The organism is Lachnoanaerobaculum sp. (assembly GCF_057250505.1).
In genome coordinates this window covers 15,650-36,364 of sequence record NZ_DBHIEQ010000017.1, presented here as the reverse complement: position 1 = coordinate 36,364, position 20,715 = coordinate 15,650, and the positions used below count along the sequence as shown (strand labels likewise).

The 20,715-nt window shown below is 39.0% G+C and carries 14 protein-coding genes; 1 reads left to right on the top strand and 13 read right to left on the bottom strand.

The features are described 5' to 3' along the window. Positions 1-96 precede the first annotated feature (96 nt). The 6 genes from rpoB to adhE form a co-directional block, all read right to left on the bottom strand. Positions 97-3,999, bottom strand: a complete 3,903-nt coding sequence (gene rpoB, locus ACO6FI_RS08420; RefSeq protein ID WP_485456947.1) for a DNA-directed RNA polymerase subunit beta — start codon at positions 3,997-3,999, stop codon at positions 97-99. 251 nt (positions 4,000-4,250) lie between these two features. After that, positions 4,251-7,244: a hemoblobin-interacting domain-containing protein gene (locus ACO6FI_RS08415; protein ID WP_485456946.1), complete on the bottom strand. Its 2,994-nt coding sequence runs from the start codon at positions 7,242-7,244 to the stop codon at positions 4,251-4,253. 123 nt (positions 7,245-7,367) lie between these two features. Then, the gene (locus ACO6FI_RS08410; RefSeq protein WP_485456945.1) at positions 7,368-8,678 is read right to left on the bottom strand and encodes a hypothetical protein; all 1,311 of its coding nucleotides are present in this window, start codon (positions 8,676-8,678) and stop codon (positions 7,368-7,370) included. Positions 8,679-9,018: 340 nt separating this feature from the next. Next, the gene (locus ACO6FI_RS08405) at positions 9,019-10,164 is read right to left on the bottom strand and encodes a cation diffusion facilitator family transporter (protein WP_485456944.1); all 1,146 of its coding nucleotides are present in this window, start codon (positions 10,162-10,164) and stop codon (positions 9,019-9,021) included. Between the two features lie 125 nt (positions 10,165-10,289). Further along, on the bottom strand, positions 10,290-11,045 hold the full coding sequence (locus ACO6FI_RS08400; protein WP_485456943.1) for a phosphotransferase: 756 nt from the start codon (positions 11,043-11,045) through the stop codon (positions 10,290-10,292). Positions 11,046-11,070: 25 nt separating this feature from the next. Further along, entirely contained in the window at positions 11,071-13,671 is a 2,601-nt protein-coding gene (gene adhE, locus ACO6FI_RS08395; RefSeq protein WP_485456942.1) for a bifunctional acetaldehyde-CoA/alcohol dehydrogenase, read from the bottom strand. Positions 13,672-13,832: 161 nt separating this feature from the next. Between adhE and ACO6FI_RS08390 the strand changes: the two genes are divergently transcribed. Then, entirely contained in the window at positions 13,833-14,105 is a 273-nt protein-coding gene (locus ACO6FI_RS08390) for a type II toxin-antitoxin system prevent-host-death family antitoxin (protein WP_485456941.1), read from the top strand. A gap of 105 nt (positions 14,106-14,210) precedes the next feature. On the opposite strand, the gene ACO6FI_RS08385 is transcribed toward ACO6FI_RS08390, so the two are convergent. The 7 genes from ACO6FI_RS08385 to ACO6FI_RS08355 all read right to left on the bottom strand — a co-directional run bounded on the left by ACO6FI_RS08385 (position 14,211) and on the right by ACO6FI_RS08355 (position 20,633). Then, positions 14,211-14,753 carry a ClbS/DfsB family four-helix bundle protein gene (locus ACO6FI_RS08385; RefSeq protein ID WP_485456940.1) on the bottom strand — a complete coding sequence of 181 codons (543 nt, stop codon included), beginning with the start codon at positions 14,751-14,753 and terminating at the stop codon, positions 14,211-14,213. 12 nt (positions 14,754-14,765) lie between these two features. After that, positions 14,766-15,380, bottom strand: a complete 615-nt coding sequence (locus ACO6FI_RS08380) for a GyrI-like domain-containing protein (protein ID WP_485456939.1) — start codon at positions 15,378-15,380, stop codon at positions 14,766-14,768. A 62-nt stretch (positions 15,381-15,442) separates the two neighbouring features. Then, positions 15,443-16,342: a helix-turn-helix transcriptional regulator gene (locus ACO6FI_RS08375; protein ID WP_485456938.1), complete on the bottom strand. Its 900-nt coding sequence runs from the start codon at positions 16,340-16,342 to the stop codon at positions 15,443-15,445. A gap of 268 nt (positions 16,343-16,610) precedes the next feature. After that, positions 16,611-17,642, bottom strand: coding sequence for a PfkB family carbohydrate kinase (locus ACO6FI_RS08370; protein ID WP_485456937.1), 1,032 nt, complete (start codon positions 17,640-17,642; stop codon positions 16,611-16,613). 13 nt (positions 17,643-17,655) lie between these two features. Further along, complete coding sequence (locus tag ACO6FI_RS08365) at positions 17,656-18,306, bottom strand: bifunctional 2-keto-4-hydroxyglutarate aldolase/2-keto-3-deoxy-6-phosphogluconate aldolase (RefSeq protein ID WP_298055832.1); 651 nt, start codon at positions 18,304-18,306, stop codon at positions 17,656-17,658. 93 nt (positions 18,307-18,399) lie between these two features. After that, complete coding sequence (locus ACO6FI_RS08360; protein WP_485456936.1) at positions 18,400-19,155, bottom strand: IclR family transcriptional regulator; 756 nt, start codon at positions 19,153-19,155, stop codon at positions 18,400-18,402. Next, positions 19,155-20,633 (bottom strand): UxaA family hydrolase, encoded by a 1,479-nt coding sequence (locus ACO6FI_RS08355; RefSeq protein ID WP_485456935.1) that lies wholly within the window; start codon positions 20,631-20,633, stop codon positions 19,155-19,157. The genes ACO6FI_RS08360 and ACO6FI_RS08355 overlap by 1 nt, the downstream gene beginning before the upstream one ends. Positions 20,634-20,715: the final 82 nt, after the last annotated feature.

Here is a 20,715-nt window from a genome sequence, read left to right as displayed (position 1 = left end):
GCTCCCTTCTATATAAAACGATAAATCGACTTCATTGATTTTTTCGCAGATGCCAAAAAAGGCATCTGCTGTATAAGTATTCACTCCACTTTCAGATTATTCTTCAAAATTATCTGTGTCATCAAATGAATCTTCGTCATAGGAGGAATCATCCCCCGAATCTATATCACCATCATAGTCAGCATCGACATTCTGCATATCGGCAGCATCTTCCGAAACGGATACAAACTCCCCTTCCTTTACTTCCTGCTCACTATAACCTGCAGACTTGAAATCTTCTCTTCCATGGTGTCTGCTCTCACCCTCTATAATAGAGTGAATGCTGAGATCTGCATATTCCGTATTCTCTTTAAGTTCCACTTCTCTTCCGTCTTCTCCAAGTACACTTATATCAAGTCCCAAAGACTGGAGCTCTTTTAAAAGTACCTTGAATGACTCAGGTATACCTGCATCAGGTATATTCTCACCCTTGATTACAGCCTCATAAGTCTTTACACGGCCTGTAACATCATCGGATTTTACGGTAAGAATCTCCTGTAAGGTGTATGAAGCACCATATGCCTCAAGTGCCCAAACCTCCATCTCTCCGAATCTCTGTCCGCCGAACTGCGCTTTACCGCCAAGCGGCTGCTGTGTAACAAGTGAGTAAGGACCTGTAGATCTGGCATGGATCTTATCATCTACCATGTGGTGAAGCTTAAGATAATGCATGTGACCTATTGTAACAGGGCTGTCAAAGTACTCTCCGGTTCTACCGTCACGAAGTCTTACCTTACCGTCTCTTGAAAGAGGAACACCTTCCCAAAGCTTTCTGTTCTCAAGATGTGAACCGAGGTAATCTATAACTTCAGGCTCCAATACATCCTTATACTTTTCTTCAAAGCTGTCCCACTCGGTATTGACATAGTCATTTGCCACTTCAAGCATGTTCATAATGTCGTTCTCGTTTGCACCGTCAAAGACAGGAGTGGCAACATTAAATCCAAGTGCCTTTGCCGCAAGTGAGAGGTGAATCTCAAGTACCTGTCCGATGTTCATACGCGAAGGCACACCCAGAGGGTTAAGAACTATATCAAGCGGCCTTCCGTTCGGAAGGAAAGGCATATCTTCTACAGGCAATACTCTGGAAACAACACCCTTGTTACCATGACGGCCCGCCATCTTATCACCGACTGAAATCTTTCTCTTTTGTGCTATATAAATTCTTACATTCTGTGTAACTCCCGGAGCCAATTCATCTCCGGCTTCTCTTGTAAATACTTTCGCATCAACAACGACACCGTATGCACCGTGCGGTACCTTAAGTGAAGTATCTCTTACTTCTCTTGCCTTCTCACCGAAGATTGCACGAAGCAGTCTTTCTTCCGCTGTAAGCTCGGTCTCTCCCTTTGGAGTAACCTTACCTACAAGAATGTCTCCGGCTCTTACCTCGGCGCCGATTCTTATGATACCTCTCTCATCAAGGTCTTTAAGAGCGTCGTCACCTACACCCGGTACATCTCTTGTGATCTCTTCAGGTCCAAGCTTTGTTTCTCTCGCCGCACATTCGTATTCCTCGATATGAATGGATGTATATACATCATACTCGACAAGTCTTTCACTGAGGAGTACGGCATCCTCGTAGTTATATCCTTCCCATGTCATAAATCCGATAAGAGGGTTCTTTCCAAGTGCTATTTCACCGTTGTATGTGGAAGCACCGTCTGCAATAACTTCACCTGCATTGACATGATTGCCCTTAAATACTATAGGCTTTTGATTGTAAGAGTTTGACTGGTTGCTTCTTGCAAACTTGATAAGCTTATATGTATCAAGTACCGCATCGTCATCTCTTTTTATAACAATTTTATCTGATGAACATTCCGTTACTGTTCCCGAATTCTTTGCAACCACACATACACCTGAGTCGACTGCGGCCTTGGTCTCCATTCCGGTACCTACTACAGGAGCATCGGTAATCATAAGAGGCACAGCCTGTCTTTGCATGTTTGATCCCATAAGTGCACGGTTCGCATCATCGTTCTCAAGGAAAGGAATCATACTTGTAGCAACCGAGAACACCATTCTGGGAGATACGTCCATCAAATCTATATTTTTCTTTGCAAACTCTGAAGTTTCGTCACGATAACGACCTGATACATTGTTGTGTACAAAATGTCCGTCAGCATCAAGCGGCTCGTTCGCCTGTGCTACCGTGAAGTTATCCTCTTCATCCGCTGTAAGATATACAACATCATCCGTTACTACCGGGTTTAAAGGATCTATCGACTTATCCACCACACGATAAGGAGCCTCGACAAATCCGTACTCATTTACTCTTGCAAAACTTGCAAGTGAGTTGATAAGTCCGATGTTAGGTCCTTCAGGTGTCTCAATAGGGCACATTCTTCCATAGTGAGTATAGTGAACGTCTCGAACCTCGAATCCTGCTCTCTCTCTTGAAAGACCTCCCGGTCCCAAAGCTGAAAGTCTTCTCTTGTGAGTAAGCTCTGAAAGCGGATTGTTTTGATCCATGAACTGGCTCAGCTGTGAACTTCCGAAGAATTCCTTTACCGCCGCCGTTACCGGCTTAATATTGATAAGTGACTGAGGCGTAATGGAGTCGATGTCCTGAGTAGTCATTCTCTCTCTTACAACTCTTTCCATTCTTGTAAGACCGATACGGTACTGGTTCTGTAACAACTCTCCTACCGCTCTTATTCTTCTGTTTCCCAAGTGGTCGATATCATCCTTGTTGCCGATATGCTCTTCGATATGCATGTTGTAGTTTACGGTAGCAAAGATATCTTCCTTTGTTATATGCTTAGGGATAAGCTCATTGACACTCTTTTCGATTGCCTTTATAAGCTCTTCGCCCTCATTCTCTTCCATAAGCTTTTTAAGTACAGGATAATATACCTGTTCCGTAATACCTATAGACTTAGGATCACTAAGCTCAGGCACATAGCTTTCAATATCTACCATCAAGTTTGAAAGGACTTTGACTTCTCTCTCCACTCCATGTATCCACACTGCAGGAATTGCCGCATTTTGAATAGCTGTAGCGATATCCGCATCCACTACGGTCTCAGCCTGTGCAATCACCTCGCCTGTATTCTCATCCACTACATCTCTTGAAAGAGTATGTCCTTTTATTCTGTTCTTGAAGTGAAGCTTTTTATTGAACTTATATCTTCCGACCTTTGCCAAATCATATCTTCTGGCATCAAAGAACATTGACCTTAAAAGCCCTTCCGCACTGTCTACAGAAAGCGGCTCACCCGGTCTTATCTTTTTATACAGCTCTAAAAGACCGTCCTGATAATTCTCGGAAGGATCTTTTGCAAAGCTTGCCATAATCTTCGGCTCTTCTCCGAACATATCTATAATCTGTGTGTTTGTTCCAAGTCCGAAAGCACGCAAAAGTACTGTAATCGGAACCTTTCTTGTTCTGTCCACTCTTGCGTAGAAAATATCGTTTGAATCCGTTTCGTACTCAAGCCATGCACCTCTGTTCGGGATGACCTGACACATAAACAACTCTTTACCTATTTTATCATGTTCTATTGTATAATAAATACCCGGTGAACGAACCAACTGGCTGACAATAACTCTTTCTGCACCATTTATTACAAATGATCCGGTATCAGTCATCAGCGGTAAATCTCCTAAAAAGATCTCGTGCTCATTTATCTCGTCCTTATCTTTATTTATAAGTCTGATTTTCACCTTTAGCGGAGCTGCGTATGTTGTATCTCTGTCTTTACACTCTTCTATGGAATATTTAACTTCATCTCTTGCCAACTTGAAATTGACAAAATCGAGGCTAAAATGTCCTGCAAAATCTTCTATAGGAAATATATCTCTAAAAACTTCTTTTAGACCTGCATCCAGGAACCATTGATATGAGTCTTTTTGTATCTCTATCAAATTCGGCATTTCCAGAACTTCTTTTTGTGTTTGGAAACTCATCCTCATGCTCTTTCCGGAAGTTATCGGACGCATCTTGCTTCTATCCATTGACGTTTCACCCCTGTATATTTTTCTGGTATGAATTTAGATTTTTCTATGATATAATAGAAAAACCATTTCATTTAGTTTAGCCTTTTGGCAAGTTACATTATCTGGGCATCTATCAAAGGGCATAAAACCCCCTACAATAGTGCAACTTTCATCTTACTAAAAGAAATCTTATCTGTCAATCCCAAACATTTGTTCTTTGTCATATTTTATATAAAAAATGCCGACCCGCTATGGAGTCGACATCATTTTTATCTGTTTGCGTTGGATGATGTAGCAATTTCAAAAGCACTCAAATCTCTTCTTGTTCTTTGCTTACCCGAAGTATTCTCAGATACCTCTACATTAAATCTGATCGTACCAAAGTTTTCAGAGCTTATCACCACTTCATTGCTTGACTGATTGAATCCGTCAAGTGAAAGGTCAATAAACTGAGTATATCCGTAAGTCATATTTGATGAAAGCTTATATGTAGCGGTATTGCTTATATTATAACCTTTGTTATAAGTAACACCGTTTACAGTCACTGTAGCCTTTCCGGGCTTTATCAGTTCCGTAAAAAGTTTAAGCATCGGCTTATTTGTATCATCAAATGTCAATCTTACATAATTATCATAACCTCTCCTAATCTCCGAACCTGTGATTGCAGGCGTATCTATTTTTGAAGATGTGGTATAGCTTAAATCGTCCATACCGTCTCCCTTAAATACCAGTCTGTCTGCAAGTCCCTTTATCTTCCTTGACTTTATATAGATTACATTGTCATTGTTTACAGCAAAGCAGTCTCTGCCAAGTATTGATATTCTACCTTCTTCAACCTTTACGCCGTTTACTTCTATAGCGTTAAGCTTTTCGATAAACTTATCAATCTTTGCTGACTCACCCTTTAGTGTAACCGCATAGACCTCGGCATTGTTATACTTTGTAACTTCTACCTTATCAACTTCCACATCATTAGTAGCCGGAACTACAGGTGCAGGCACAGTGCTTTTAACGATACTTCCGTCAGCATTCATTGTAAATGCCAAATCCTTATAGCCCTCAGCCTTTACAACAAAATCAAACTTATTGTCTGTGAAGCTGCGTGCCTTTACAGACAACTGACTCACTTTACCGCCATAGACCGAATCATCATGTGCCTTAAATTCTTTGTTGCTTTCATATCCGAATCCGAGTATACCCGCTTTAGCATAATCCTCTCCGTTTACACTAACACTTGTGACCGCTTTCAAATATTTCTCAAGGTCACCTTCATTCATGCCTTCAAACTTTACTGTAAGCATATCATACATAAATGAGCTTGACTTTTTACCTGTATTTGCTTTAGGTGTATCCTTGCCCTCTTCTGTAGAAGGAGCAACCGGTGTCACAGGTGTTACAGGGCTTACCGGTGTTACAGGAGCTGCATTTTCCTTCTGTGCAATATTTACCTTAACAGACTGTACGGCGTAGTTTGCATCACTTGACTGCAAGTAGATTGTATACTCTCCGGCATTTTTAAAGAGTCCTCCTCGAAGAGTAATCTTTCCGTCCGCTATATCATATACCGTATCTGAAGTATTGCCGCCTGCAAATGCCGACATTACATCTCTTATAGTTCCGTCAGGATTTTGTACCTTTACGCTTCCAAGCTTACTTAAGAAGTCACCCTTCTTAGGATCATCATCCTTAACAGCCTTTATCACTATAGCCGAATCGGTCTCATGCTTATCACTTACATCGGTAAGTTCTATATTTTCAAATGTATCCGTTATATTCAGTTCAAGCTCTATCTTCTCAAAACCTATAGAATCAAGTGCTATCTTATGCTTTCCTACTAAAGGATTCAGATACTTGTTGAATGCACTCTTATAGATTATGATACTCTTACCGTCCGCACCTATCTCATACTGCTTCAGATAGTTGTCACTTCTAAGCGGTGAACCTGAACCGTCAAGCATGATTGAATTAAGATTCTTTATAAAGTCGGCATTGTCGGTAGTTATTGTAAAGCTGTCCGCAACCGGGGCTGTAAGTCCTGTAAATGTAGGTGCGGCCTCTCCCACAAGATTTCCGTAGCGATATACCGTACCGAGTTTACCGTTCTCAAGCACATTCTTTACATTGCCTACCATCTCTCTTGTCTTTGCATCTGATGATTTTATATAATCTTCAAATGTCAATACATTTCCGTCAAGTCTTGCATCTTTATATGCATCTACAAAGCTGTTTAACTCATAAAGTTTTCCCTTGTCATCTCCGACTATCGCCTCAGGAGTCTGGTCAAACCACCAATTCATTACCGCATCCGAATCCTTACTTCTAAGTCCGATTTCATTTAGAACCATAGCATTTGTAAGCAAGTCATAGTCATAAAGTAAATATCCGTTTATCATCATACTTCCGGTCGCACTTGATGTGGAGTCAGCCTTACCGCCGGACTTCTTCGTAGCACCCGATACACTGTCCGCCTTCTTGCCTGAACTTGATGAACCTGTGTATCCTCCTATAACTACGGATGAAGTACTTGATGACTCTCTGTTTCCCGAATGTGTCTTATTTACTGTAGGAGTGGATATTGCATCAACAGACTTTGACGAATCCTTATCACCTGTTGTCGCAGCCGATGAACCGTCGCTGTTTAAGACTTCAAATTTCTTTGTCATTGTCTTATAGCCCTTGGCGTAAATAGTAGCTGTATACACTCCCGCTACATCTGTGTACACTTTACCTGATGTCTTATCCGTTCCGCTGATATGCATAAGTCCCATTATATTGTACCAGCTGTCATAATGAGGCAACTCTATCACAGAACCGTCAGGCTTTGTAAGTGTCACCTTATACATAACAAGACCGTAGTCATTGCCGAAGCTCTGCAATCCCTTAGGATCCTCTATCTTAAATCTTATATCTCCGCCAACCTTAGGATTCGGTGTTGAACTGTCTCTTACCACCTTGAAATCTGTCTTGGTTACAAGTGATATAGGAAGGCTTACCCTTTTAGAATTCTTTGAAGAACCTACACTTACATAATAGTCTCCTCTGCTCCTTGCATTGTTTTGAGGAAGCGGAATATTTATAACTCCGACCTTGCCGTACTTTGTTTCCTTACTCTTATTGTATACAAGGTTCTGATTTATAATATTGTGTTCCTCACTAAGGAGCTTTATATTGTTAAGTCCGTCAAACCAAGCCTCCTGCTCCTCATTCTCAAGCTGAAGCTTTATCTTTATATTTCCTGTTCCTATATTATCTATCTCCGTCACAGGTATATAGTACTTTGACGGAACTGCGGCAGCAGTTGAATCTGTCTTTTTGGTCTGTAATGTAAATGTTGTCTTTGCAGGATCTTTTCTGACCTTACCTTCATTGTCATAGGTTTCAAGCAGCTAATCAAACTTTGTCATAGGTCCGTTTGAAAGCACATACTTCGGAGCCTTTACATCAGTCCTTGCTATATTCTTTCTCTCACCGCCTGCAAGTTTGATATCCTGAGTATCATTATCAGCCTTACTTACTATCTGCAGTGCCGACGGATCTTTTACGGTTGAAAGCCACTTTACCACATGTCCTTCATCATCCACCTTTGTCATCCTTGATGTGACATCCGTACCGTCTACAAGCACCTTGTAATTGTCGATTGTTCCGTATTTGAATGTAACCACTACATACTGACCAAAATCCGTATTAACATTTTTTGTATAATTTACATATGCAAATTTATCATTGTTTGCAACCTCACTGTTTGAGGTGTTTCCTGTGTTATTTGTAACCTCACTGTTTGAGGTGTTTCCTGCGTTATTTGAAGCCTCATTATTTGAGGTATTTTCTGAATTACTTGCAGTTTCACTGCCTGTTTGGTTTGTTGTTGCACCTTCATTGTTTAAAGTCGCATAAACTCGTGCATTTCCTATTATATTGCTTACATTATTTCCCGCATTAACACTATGCTCCGTATGCTCCGCGTCACCTGTCAAATGTCCGCTGTTAACACTACCTTCTTGTATTCCTGAAACTTGATTTTGTGTTCCGTTACTTACTGTATTATTATTTCCTGCGTTATTTGTTTGCCCGTTAGCTGTATCGGAACCGTTTTGGCTTACACTGTTTCCACCTGAGTTTTTTAAGGAACCGCCTCGAGAACTGCTCGCTTCGCTTCTTGAACCGCCGGAGCCGCCTCTTGAGCCGCCCTTAGCAGCTGCACCTCTCTTTTTTGCCGCTGACTGATTTGCAGTATTTCCGACTATACTTGAAACTGACGAATGCCCTTTACCCTGTGAGAACATAACCTTGCCGTCTTTTTCCCACTTGCCGTCGGCATTCACCTTGTAGCCGTCAGGTGTTGTGGTATTTACAAGCAAAGTTCCGCTTTGAATGTCTAAATAATAGCAATATCCGTCTATCCAATTCCATCCTGTAAGCATCTTGCCCTCTTGTATACCTTTAGCAGTATCCAAAAAATACCACTTTCCGTCAACGTCCTGCAACCAGCCTGTCTTCATAAGACCCGTAGAATCCAAGTAATACCATCCGCTTGGAGTCTTTGTCCACCCGACAGCTTTGGCACCGTTGTCGTTTATATAACTCCAGCCGCTCTGCTCTTTCTTCCACGATCCGGCAAAAGCAGGTGTAACCTGTGTTGTAGCCATCAATATGCTCAATGCACCGACTCCTACATTAAAAATAAGCTTTCTTTTCATAAATCTCCTATTACATTTTAGTTAGTGGCCTCTAACTTTTTTACTTAAATAAAGGAAAGTTGCACTACAAAAAAGTATTTAAATCATAATGTTATACTGCAACTATGACTAAATACTATTGCAAAAACTCTCCCCTTTGCATTTAAGTACTATATTATTGGTTGGGTTAGCTATATCTAACTTTGAAGAGTATACTAAAAGATAAATTTATTTTCAAGTTTTTTCATGTATTTTTTGTGTTTTTAAAATACTTAATATATACATTGTAATAAATTTAATATTAAAAAATAATAGACAGTGTACAAAATCATCTGTACACTGCCTATTGTCTGAAATTTAACTATTCTCCTGTGAATTCCGTATCTATATTCACATGTATGTCGTACTGCGGGAATTGTGCTTTCAATATTCTGTTCACATCTTCTATGATAGTTTCCGGCTTAATATCAAAATCCTTTGTAATGTCACAGTATATAGTCATATCTTTTTCATCAATCACTATTCCATGATAGTTTATGATATGTCTTTCACTGTCCTTATAATTTTGAAGCAACGCCTTTATCTTTTTATATCTCTCATCTTTTACATCTACCGCATAAAATCCGAACACTAAGAATACATTATACTTGTCATAAATCTTTGTCTGCGCCTCATGTAAGATAGGATACATCTCTCCTATACTTCTGTTGTCCTCTATTTCAACATTGATGGAACCGGTATAAAAGTCGGGACCGTAATCATTTAATATAAGGTCAAAGCAATTTATAACACCTTCAGTACTCCTTGCTATCTCCTTTATTCCTCTGACCATATCTCCGTCCACTCTCTCACCGAGAAGCTTCTTTATTGTATCGGAGAGTATGTCATATGCAGCCTTTAATATAAACAAAGATATGATAACACCGGCAATACCGTCTATCGAAATCTTTGTAAATATGTATACAGCCGTAGAAATAAGCGTAACCACAGATACTATTGCATCATTCTTGGCATCCGCACCTGAAGCTTGCAGCGCACCTGAATTGTACTTTATTCCGCTGTTTTGTGTATATGTCCCCAATATTATTTTAGCCACAATTGTTGCAATAATTATTATCACAGTCACAACACCGGTACTCATCTCTTCTTTATGAAATATGGCCTTAGCCGAACTTATAAGCGACTGAAAACCTGTCAAAAATACGATACCGCCTATCAAAAGGCTTGTCAGATACTCGGTTCTGCCATGTCCGAAAGGATGCTGTTTGTCAGGTGCTTTACCGGCAAGCTTTGTACCTATTATAGTGATAAGTGACGATGACGAATCCGTTATATTGTTTAAAGCGTCGCTGACAAGTGCAACGGATCCTGACAGCACACCGAGTACGGCCTTTAAAATACCCAGAAACAGATTTGTGACAATACCTGTTACGGACACGGCTATTATCTTTTTTCTTCTCTCGTTTGCATCTATTCTAAAATTTGATGATGTTACTCCCTCATTCATTTAAAATATTTTACCTTTATTCCTTTCATTATATGAGTACCTATGATAGCACAAAAAAGGATTGTATACAATTATAAAATCATATACAATCCCTTGTTTATCACTTTTTCACTCCGAAATCGCTTCTATAAGTAATCCACTACGTCAATATACTGCATCAGCAGTTCTTTCTCATCTTCTATATGCTTGGACAATCTCTGTGCCGCAACTATTGAAAGCCACTTTTGTACATATTGCTTTGCAGTGTCGGATTTCTCACAGTAAATATCCATATACATATCTGCAAGATTCTTATCTGTAAGTGCAAAGAGCAGATAGGTATTTGCAGCATCAGCGGCAGCATTTCCCTGAGTAGCGTGAGACCAGTCGATTATTGATACCTCTCCATCTTCTCCCACAAGCACATTGCTCGGATTGAAATCTCCGTGACAAATCTTTGTATGCTTTTTCATTCCGTCAAGTCTGGTTAAAAGCTCATATCTGATGGTTGCATTCAGTTCCTTCAACTCATTTATCTGTCTGCTGAATTTAAGGTTCATTCTGTTAAGAAGCGGTGACGACTTGGTGTTTATATCAAGCTGAATATCCACAAACATATCCATATACTTTCTTATATTGTCCTTGTCCGACTCCATAATCTCTTTCAATGTCTTTCCGTTTTTCTTTGACATTATGATTGCCCATCCGTCATCCATCGCCTCTACGGCAAGTACCTTCGGAACATTAAGCCCTGTCTCTTCTATTCTTGCCTGATTGAGCGCCTCGTTAAATACATCAGACTTCGGATGCTCGCCGCTGAATGCCTTTATAATGCAATCGCTTGTTTCATATACCTTCTTATGCTTTCTCTCTACAATAAGCTTTTTGTTTGTCAAATCCATAATCAATCTCCTTTCCAACCAGGTATTATCTGCCGTAATAAGCGTCCAAATACAGCTCTTTGATCTCGCTTACAAGCGGATATCTCGGATTTGCAGCAGTACACTGATCGTTGAATGCCTGCTCACTCATCTCGTCCAATGTATCTAAGAAGTATTTTTCTTCTACTCCGTAGAGTGCTATTGTCTCTTTTACCCCTATGAATTTCTTCAATTCTTCTATTTTCTTTATAAAGTTTTCAAATATCTCGTCATCATTCTTTCCGGTTACACCACAGTACTTTGCAGCCTCAACATATCTTGCCTTTGCCTTAGGATATTCATACTGCGGGAACGTACCCATTTTTGTAGGAACATCAGATGCATTGTATCTCATAACCCTTGTAAGTATTACCGCATTTGCAAGTCCGTGTGCTATATGGTGGAATGCACCGAGCTTATGTGCCATTGAGTGGTTTACACCGAGGAATGCATTTGCAAAAGCCATACCTGCAAGACATGAAGCGTCAGCCATCTTCTCTCTTGCAATCGGATCCGCACTTCCGTTTTCATATGCTGAAGGTAGATAATCAAACACAAGTTTCATCGCTCTGAGAGCAAGTCCGTCAGTATAATCTGTAGCCATTATAGATACATATGCTTCAAGAGCATGGGTAAGAACGTCAATTCCCGATGCCGCAGTAAGTCCCTTAGGCTGATCCATCATATTGTTTACATCAACGATTGCCATATTCGGGAGGATTTCATAATCCGCTATAGGCCACTTTATTCCTGTATCCGCATCTGTAATGATAGCAAAAGGTGTTACCTCACTACCTGTACCTGATGATGTAGGTACTGCCACAAAGTATGCCTTCTCTCCCATCTTAGGGAACTTATATACCCTCTTTCTGATATCCATGAAGTCCATTGCCATATCTTCAAAGTTAACTTCAGGATGCTCATACATTACCCACATTATCTTTGCGGCATCCATAGCAGAACCGCCTCCGAGTGCTATTATTACATCAGGCTCAAAAGCTGTCATCGCCTTCACACCTTCTCTTGCACACTGAAGTGTAGGGTCAGGAGTTACATCAAAGAAGCATGAATATCTTATACCCATCTCATCAAGCTTGTTTGTTATAACATCTGTATATCCGTTCTTATATAGGAAGGTATCTGTTACAATAAAGGCTCTCTTCTTATGCATTACAGTTTTAAGCTCGTCAAGTGCTACAGGCAGACAGCCTCTCTTAAAGTATACCTTTTGAGGAGTTCTAAGCCACAACATGTTCTCTCTCCTTTGTGCTACAGTTTTTATATTTATAAGATGCTTAACGCCTACATTCTCCGAAACGGAGTTTCCGCCCCATGAACCGCAGCCTAATGTAAGTGAAGGTGTGAGCTTGAAGTTGTATAAATCTCCGAGACCTCCATGCGATGCTGGTGTATTTACAAGAATTCTGCAAGTCTTCATTGCATTCTGATGTATATTAAGCTTCTCTTTTTCATTTACACCTATATAGATACCTGATGTATGACCGTAACCGCCGTCCGCAACAAGTCTTTCAGCCTTTGCAACGGCTTCATTAAATGTCTTTGCCTTATACATTGCAAGTACAGGTGAAAGCTTCTCATGTGCAAACTCTTCACTTATATCTACAGATTCAACTTCACCGATAAGAATCTTTGTATTTTCAGGTACATTGACTCCTGCCATCTCTGCAATCTTATATGCAGGCTGTCCTACTATCTTTGCATTTAAAGAACCGCCTATTATGATAGTCTTTCTGACCTTATCAAGTTCATCCTTCTTTAGGAAATAACAACCCCTGTAAGCAAACTCTTTTTTCACTTCATTATATATGCTTTCCATTACGGTAACAGACTGCTCTGAAGCACAAATCATTCCGTTATCAAATGTCTTTGAGTGTATTATTGAATTTACAGCCATCTTGATATCTGCCGTTTCGTCAATAATTACAGGAGTATTTCCGGCACCTACACCTATTGCAGGTTTTCCTGATGAGTATGCGGACTTAACCATTCCCGGACCGCCTGTAGCAAGTATGATATCGGCCTCATGCATTACTTCGTTTGTAAGTTCAAGTGAAGGCACATCAATCCAACCTATTATGTTCTTTGGTGCACCGGCTTTTACCGCTGTTTCCAAAAGAAATTTTGCAGTATAGTTTGTACAGTTCTTTGCTCTAGGGTGAGGACTTATGATGATTGCATTTCTTGTCTTAAGTGCCAAAAGTATCTTGAATATAGCTGTTGATGTAGGATTTGTAGTAGGAATAACGGCAGCTATAACACCTATAGGCTCTGCTATTTTCTTTATTCCGAATATATCGTCCTCTTCAATCACACCGCAGGTCTTTGTATCCTTATATGCGTTGTAGATATACTCTGCCGCATAGTGGTTTTTGATAACCTTATCCTCCAATACGCCCATTCCCGTCTCTTCTACAGCCATCTTTGCAAGTTCAAATCTCGCCTTGTTGGCAGCCATAGCCACCTCATAGAATATTTTATCCACCTGTTCCTGAGAATAGGTTGCAAATTCTCTTTGGGCTTCTTTTAACTCTTTCATTTTGATGCTCAAATTGTCGATATTATCCACAATAAAACTCTTATCTGCCATATTTCCTCCGACATAATAAAATATATTTCGTTATTTTTTTAACATAATTAAATGATACTATATTGTTATTTTTTTGTCAATATGGTTTTTCAAATTTTACGACTTTTATTTATTGAGTTTCTAAAGAAATAATATTATAATTTCTTTAGAAAGGAGGTTTTATGCCGATAATTAAATCAAGTACAGACTTACGTAACAGCTACAATGATATATCTACATTTTGTCATAACACAAATGAACCTATATTTATTACTAAAAACGGTCGAGGTGACTTAGCCGTTATGAGCATTGACTTATATAATAAATTAACAAGTAAGTATGAACTATATAGGCTTTTGGAACAAAGCGAAGATGACTTTTCAAACGGTCATACATTAAGTTTTGAGGAGTCCATGAAACGTCTTCGGGAGGGATTAAATGATGGAACAGTATAGACTTATTGTTTCAGAAAATTATCACCGTGATATAAAAAATATATTTCTGCATCATTTACATATAACTTTTACTTTTGTAAAATGCACTTTACTATCCTATTCCAATTATTTTTGATTTACATTTTTCTGATGCGCTTTAATCTTTTTCATTGCCCAATCATAATGGCTTGCAGTCGCACTCACAAAATATGAACCCAGCGTACTCCCTCCAACCCATTTATATACACCTTTTGAAAAAAGTTCTTCGTTTGTAAAGGTTTCAGCCAACTGTAAAACATCGCTATGGGATTTATGAAACATTTTAGTTGCATTTTCAAGAGAAGTATTTTGATGTTTTTTCCAAAATTCCACATTCATATCTCCATAAGTTTTCCAGTTATATGGTTCAGGCAAAAATGGTTTTTCTTCTCCCTTTTGATTGGAATGTACCCAATTCAAAATAAGCTGATGCCATTCATAGAGATGGATTAAAACATCTCTTAAGTTTTTATCTCTTTTCCAATGAGCTTCTTTTTTCTTTTCATCTTTTGAAAAATCAAACGGTGTGTTTAACTCTTCCTCTGTCATCTTTGAAATAAGTAAATTTAACTTTTCATAGTTTCCCTTAGCAGCAGTCATTAAATCATTTTTTGTCGTTGGTCTTGGCACAACAAATTCCTCCTATTCAACTGAATATCTTAATATGGTTTTTTGTTTTTCTTCTGATGTTCTGTTTTTATTACTTAGATATATTTCTTTATGAAAATCACCTATTCTTCTAAGATTAAGTTTTCTTGCAAATTCATTCATCCGTTCAAATGATTTTGACTCATCATCATAACTTCCAACATGTAAAATCTGAATGGATTTACCTTCTTCTATTTCTCTAAAACTCATCTCATCATACAATGCATTAGGCTTTTTCTTTTTTATATTCTCAAGTGCCTTTGTGAATATCTCTTGTGTAATAAAATCAGGTTGTTTAATCATCAATGTGTATTCCAGTTTATTTTTATCAAGCTCTTCTCCATTTACTTTTTTCCAAAATCCCTCTAGTGGATATACCGTAAAATCTGCAATCTCGTTATCAGTTTTATTTTTCGTTGCATTTTTAAACAACATTTTAATGGCATAAGCAAGAGAATATAATGCGGATATTCTATCTGAAAAATCTACTTCATTCGGATTGCCTTTACCTTTTACCAAAATAAATTTTTGCTTTGGCACTTCTACAATGACAGGTGTTTGCTTTACACCATAAAGATTCTTTTCTTGTTTTCTCCACTCATATTTCATTATCCGGTCCTCCCTTTACATTTGGTTAATTTATTATACAGGAGGATACTTGACACCATTTGTCATATTATATATTTTTCTGCCATTTTATTTATCATTTCTTTAATCTGCATTCGTATCTCTTTCGGTTCTAATACTTCCGCTCCATCTCCGAAAGAAAAAATATAATTGTATAGGTTATAGTCATTCGTTATTTCTATTTTTGAATATAAATTTCCATCATTATCTTCTATAATTTCTCCGTTTAATTCATCATATACTCGAAAAGCAACTTTACGATCAAACTTAACTTTTATATGCACCGTGTTCTCGTGTGGCATTTCTTTCTTGAGTATTGCATCTTCAAAGCTGTCATCAAACTTTTCAGTATGGATTTCTAAATTCTTTATCCGGGACAATTTGAAATATCTAAAATCATTTCTAAGTAAACAGAAAGCATATAGATACCAGTCCTGACTCTTGAAAAGTAGTCTAACGGGTTTAACTCTTCTACTTGTTTCTTTTTCATTGCTGCTAAAATATGTGAATGAAATAATATTTTTACTTAAAATTGCAGATTTAATATCATTAAACGTTTGTTCATACAGCTTATTGTTTTGCCAATTATTAAAATCAACCTCTATCCAACCGGTATTTTTCATTTTAAAGAGTGCGGAAAGTTTTGTTAGAAGCTCATTCTCATGCTGTATTGCGGTATTATACAATCCTTGAAGAGCTGACATAATTTGTTGTTTCTCGTTTTCAGACAGTAGTGATTTACTAAGAACAAAATCCTCAGCAATTTCTATTCCGCCGCCCTTTCCTTGCAACGCATAAACGGGAATACCTGCACTACTGATAGAGTCAATATCTCTATAAATTGTTCTGACTGATACCTCAAATTTATCAGCAAGTTCGCTTGCTGTAACTTTTCCCTTTTCCAGAATGTAATATAGTATCCTAAACAGCCTATTATCTTTCATCGTCTTAACATCTCCTATAATTATTATATCACAATAACCGGACATACATTGTCATATTTTTATGAAAACTCTTAATCCGCCGAAGATATACTCTAACCACTTCTCCATTGATTATCTAATCATCATTAAGTAGTACTGAAACTGTAGGGAATATAGTTATTCAACATTAATATATGTCACAGAAGTGACACTAAAAAAGAGAAAGATCCAATAAAAACAGAGCCGGCAACTTGCCGGCTCCTTTTTATAGGAAAATACATATTTTGTCTTATCTTTGCACTCTGCCTGAACCGTCACCGCCTGCAAGGCTCTCAACATCTTCTCTTGTTACAAGGTTGAAATCTCCCGGAATTGTATGCTTAAGTGCTGAAGCCGCTACGGCAAATTCAAGTGCAGACTTAAAGTCTTTCTTATCGCAAAGTCCGCAGATAACGCCTGCTGCAAATGAGTCACCGCCGCCGACTCTGTCTACTATCGGAGTTACATGGTATTTCTTTGAGTGATAGAACTCTCTTGCGCTTCCGTCCATGATACAAGCCGACCAGTCATTGTTTGAAGCTGAGAAGCTCTCACGAAGTGAGCTTATAACATATTTAAACTTAAATTGATCACACATCTGATTGAAGATATCCACATAGCCGCTAAGCTCAAGTTCTCCTGCTGTAACATCCGTGTTGCCCGGCTTAAATCCGAGAACCTTCTCAGCGTCCTCTTCATTACCGATACATACATCTACATACTGCATAAGATTTGTCATTATTTTCTTTGCTTTCTCTGATGACCAGAGTTTCTTTCTGAAGTTAAGGTCTACAGATACTGTAACTCCGGCCTTCTTGGCAGCCTTAAGAGCAGCCTCTGTAAGCTCTGTCGCACTGTCTGAAACTGCAGGTGTAATACCTGTAAAATGGAACCAATCCGCATCTTTGAAAATCTCATCAAAGTCAAACTCATCCACCTTAGCTGTAGAAATAGAAGAATGTGCTCTGTCATATACTACATTTGACGCTCTCATAGCGGAACCTGTCTCAAGGAAATAGATACCCACTCTCTCACCGCTTCTTGAAATATGCTTTGTACCTACATTGTACTTGCGAAGAGTTGCAATAGCCGCATCACCTATAGGATTCTTCGGTAACGCACTTACAAAATCCGCATCATGACCGTAGTTTGCAAGTGAAACGGCAACATTTGCCTCACCGCCGCCATAATTGATATCGAACTCATCCGCCTGAATAAACTTCTCATTGTTCGGAGTTGATAATCTGAGCATTATCTCTCCCATTGTAACTATCTTTGCCATAATTTCTCCAATACTATTTTCTTGCTGCCGCTACAGCCTCTACGAACTCTCTTGCCTTTGCAGTTACAGCCGCAAAGTCTCCTGTTTTTGCGCCCTTTGTAAGTGATGAACCTGTACCTACAGCACAAGCACCCGCTTTAATCCACTTGTCTACATTGTCTACATCCACACCGCCGCTCGGCATAAAATCTCCCTGTGGAAGAGGTCCCTTAAATGAGCTGATTGCACCCGGTCCTACAACATTTCCCGGGAATACCTTTATAATATCACATCCTGCTTCAAGTGCTGTAATAGCCTCTGTAGGTGACATTACACCCGGAAGCATCGGTACTCTGTATCTGTTGCAAAGCTTGATTGTCTCCACATTAAGTCCCGGACTTACCACATAGTTTGCACCTGCAAGGATTACCGCTCTTGCCGTCTCAGGATCAAGCACAGTACCTGCACCTATAACTACCTTGTCGTTATTTCTGTACTTATCAGCCATAAACTGTATGAACTCTACAGGATTGCCCTCATCCATAGTCATTGTAATCTCAATAAAATTGATGCCGCCTGCAACTATAGCATCTATTACCTTCTCACCCTGCTCTTTGTTCTTTGCACGAACAACGGCAACCAAACAATCTTCTTTCATTCTTGTAAGAACCTGTTCTTTTCTCATTTGAACCTCCATAAATAATATATCAATATTCGTATATACGAACCTCAATTCATATTTGCGATGACTTGATTGTAATTAACTTTCTAAGTATTGTCAAGGCATATAGCCTAAAGATTTTGATATTTTAAAAGCTCTTTCTTTCAGTGTATTTCCAAGAGCTATATAGTCCTCATCTTTTCTGTAAAGACTTGACGCCGATATGGCACCTATGCACTCTCTTTTTTCATTGAAAACAGGCACTCCGACACATTCCATATGCTCTTCCACCTCTCTCTCATCAAGTGCAAAACCTCTGCTCCTTACAATATCTATATTTTCAATCAGCTCATCCGGACTTTTCAGTGTAAACCTTGTAGCCTGCTTAAACTCAATATCTTTTGTTATCTCTCTTATTTGCTCATCACTCATAGTGCTTAATATCGCCTTACCCAAAGAAGTGCTGTACACCGGATTTCTTGTTCCTATGGTGGCTGTGGTTATTATCGGATTCTCAGGTTCAAACTTTGATATATACACAATTTTTGTCCCTTCCAATACTCCGAAAAAACAGGTCTTTTTCAGTTCCTTTGACAGCTCCTTCAGTGCAGGATCTATAATCTCAGATATATTTCTGTTATTTGTATAACTCATTCCGATCCTGTATGCATTCAACCCTATCTTATAGTTTCTCTTTGTACCCGTACTTACCTCAAGCATTCCCATATGTACCAAAGTCACCAAAATATCATAGCAACTTGTTCTGGGTATAGCGAGCTTCTCACAGATTTCATCCATATCAAGTCCGTCATTTGCCTTGGCTACAAGCTCAAGTATCTTTACACTTCTTTCTGTTGTGCGATTTATTTTCATTAAAGCGTTACTCCCTGTTTAAAGATTGCAAAGTCATGGAATCCTGCGATTTCAGACTTCACCTTCTTACCACTTGCAACCTCTAATACCAATTTGAATAAATCGTTTGCCAGCTCGTCCTTTGACTTATCTTCTATCATCCTGCCTGAATTAAAATCAATCCAGTTTCCCTTAGCCTTTGCCAGTCTTGAATTGGTGGCAATCTTTAAAGTTGGCACAGGTGACGCAAATGGTGTTCCTCTTCCTGTGGTGAATAATACTATATGTGCACCGCTCATTGCAAGAGCTGTAGCCGCAACAAGGTCATTTCCCGGTGAAGAAAGCAAATTTAAGCCCTTTGTCTTTAAAGTTTCGCCATAAGAAAGCACATCAACCACCTTGGCACTTCCGGACTTCTGTGTACATCCGAGTGACTTGTCCTCAAGTGTAGATATACCGCCCGCCTTATTTCCCGGCGAAGGATTTTCATATATAGTCTGATTATGATTTTTAAAATACATCTTAAAATCATTTATAAGAGCCACAGTCTTTTCAAAAGTCTCTCTGTCCTTACACCTCTCCATAAGAAGCGTCTCCGCTCCGAACATCTCAGGCACCTCTGTAAGTATTGTACTTCCACCCTTTGAAATAAGGATATCGGAAAACTCTCCTACTATAGGATTTGCCGTAATACCTGAAAGTCCGTCCGAACCTCCGCATTTCATTCCGATAATAAGCTCGCTTGCATCTATTTCTTCTCTCTTTTCATAGGCTATATTGTTTATAAGTTCTTCTATAAGTGAAAGTCCTGTTTCTATCTCATCTTCCACCTCTTGTGAGATAAGGAACTTTACCCTGCTTTCATCTATATCTCCAAGATAGTCCTTCAACACAGGAATATTTGAGTTTTCACAACCAAGTCCAAGTACAAGTGCGCCTCCGGCATTGGGATGATTTATCATATCTGCAAGAATCTTTCTTGTATTCTCCTGATCGTCTCCCATCTGTGAGCAACCGTACGGGTGTACAAACGCTATAACATCCTCAACACTTCCCCTTATAAGAGACTTTGCTCTTCTTTCAATAGCCTGTGCTATATTGTTGACACAACCCACAGTCGGAATAATCCATATCTCATTTCTTACTCCCACCTTGCCGTTTGCTCTCCTAAACCCCATAAAGCTCTCATGAGCCGTTTCTTTTATCTCCTTTATCTTCGGAACATACTTGTATTCCAAAAGATCTCCAAGAGCCGTCTTTATATTGTGAGTATGTACGTGGTCTCCGACCTTTATATCTTCTTTTGCAAGACCTATTCTGTTTCCGTACTTGATAATGTCTTCACCTGCACCTATATCCTTTAATGCCACCTTATGTCCTGCCGGAATATCGCTGTTTGTCACCACACTTTCATTCCCTATAGTGATTTTTTCTCCGGCCTTCAATGCATTCAGTGCCACACATACATTGTCCGAATCATTGATTTTGATATAATCCATCTCTTACTCCTTGCCAAATTTCAGTATTAAGCTTATAATGAATGTAAGCGTTTACAATCGCATTATACAAGGGACTTTTACG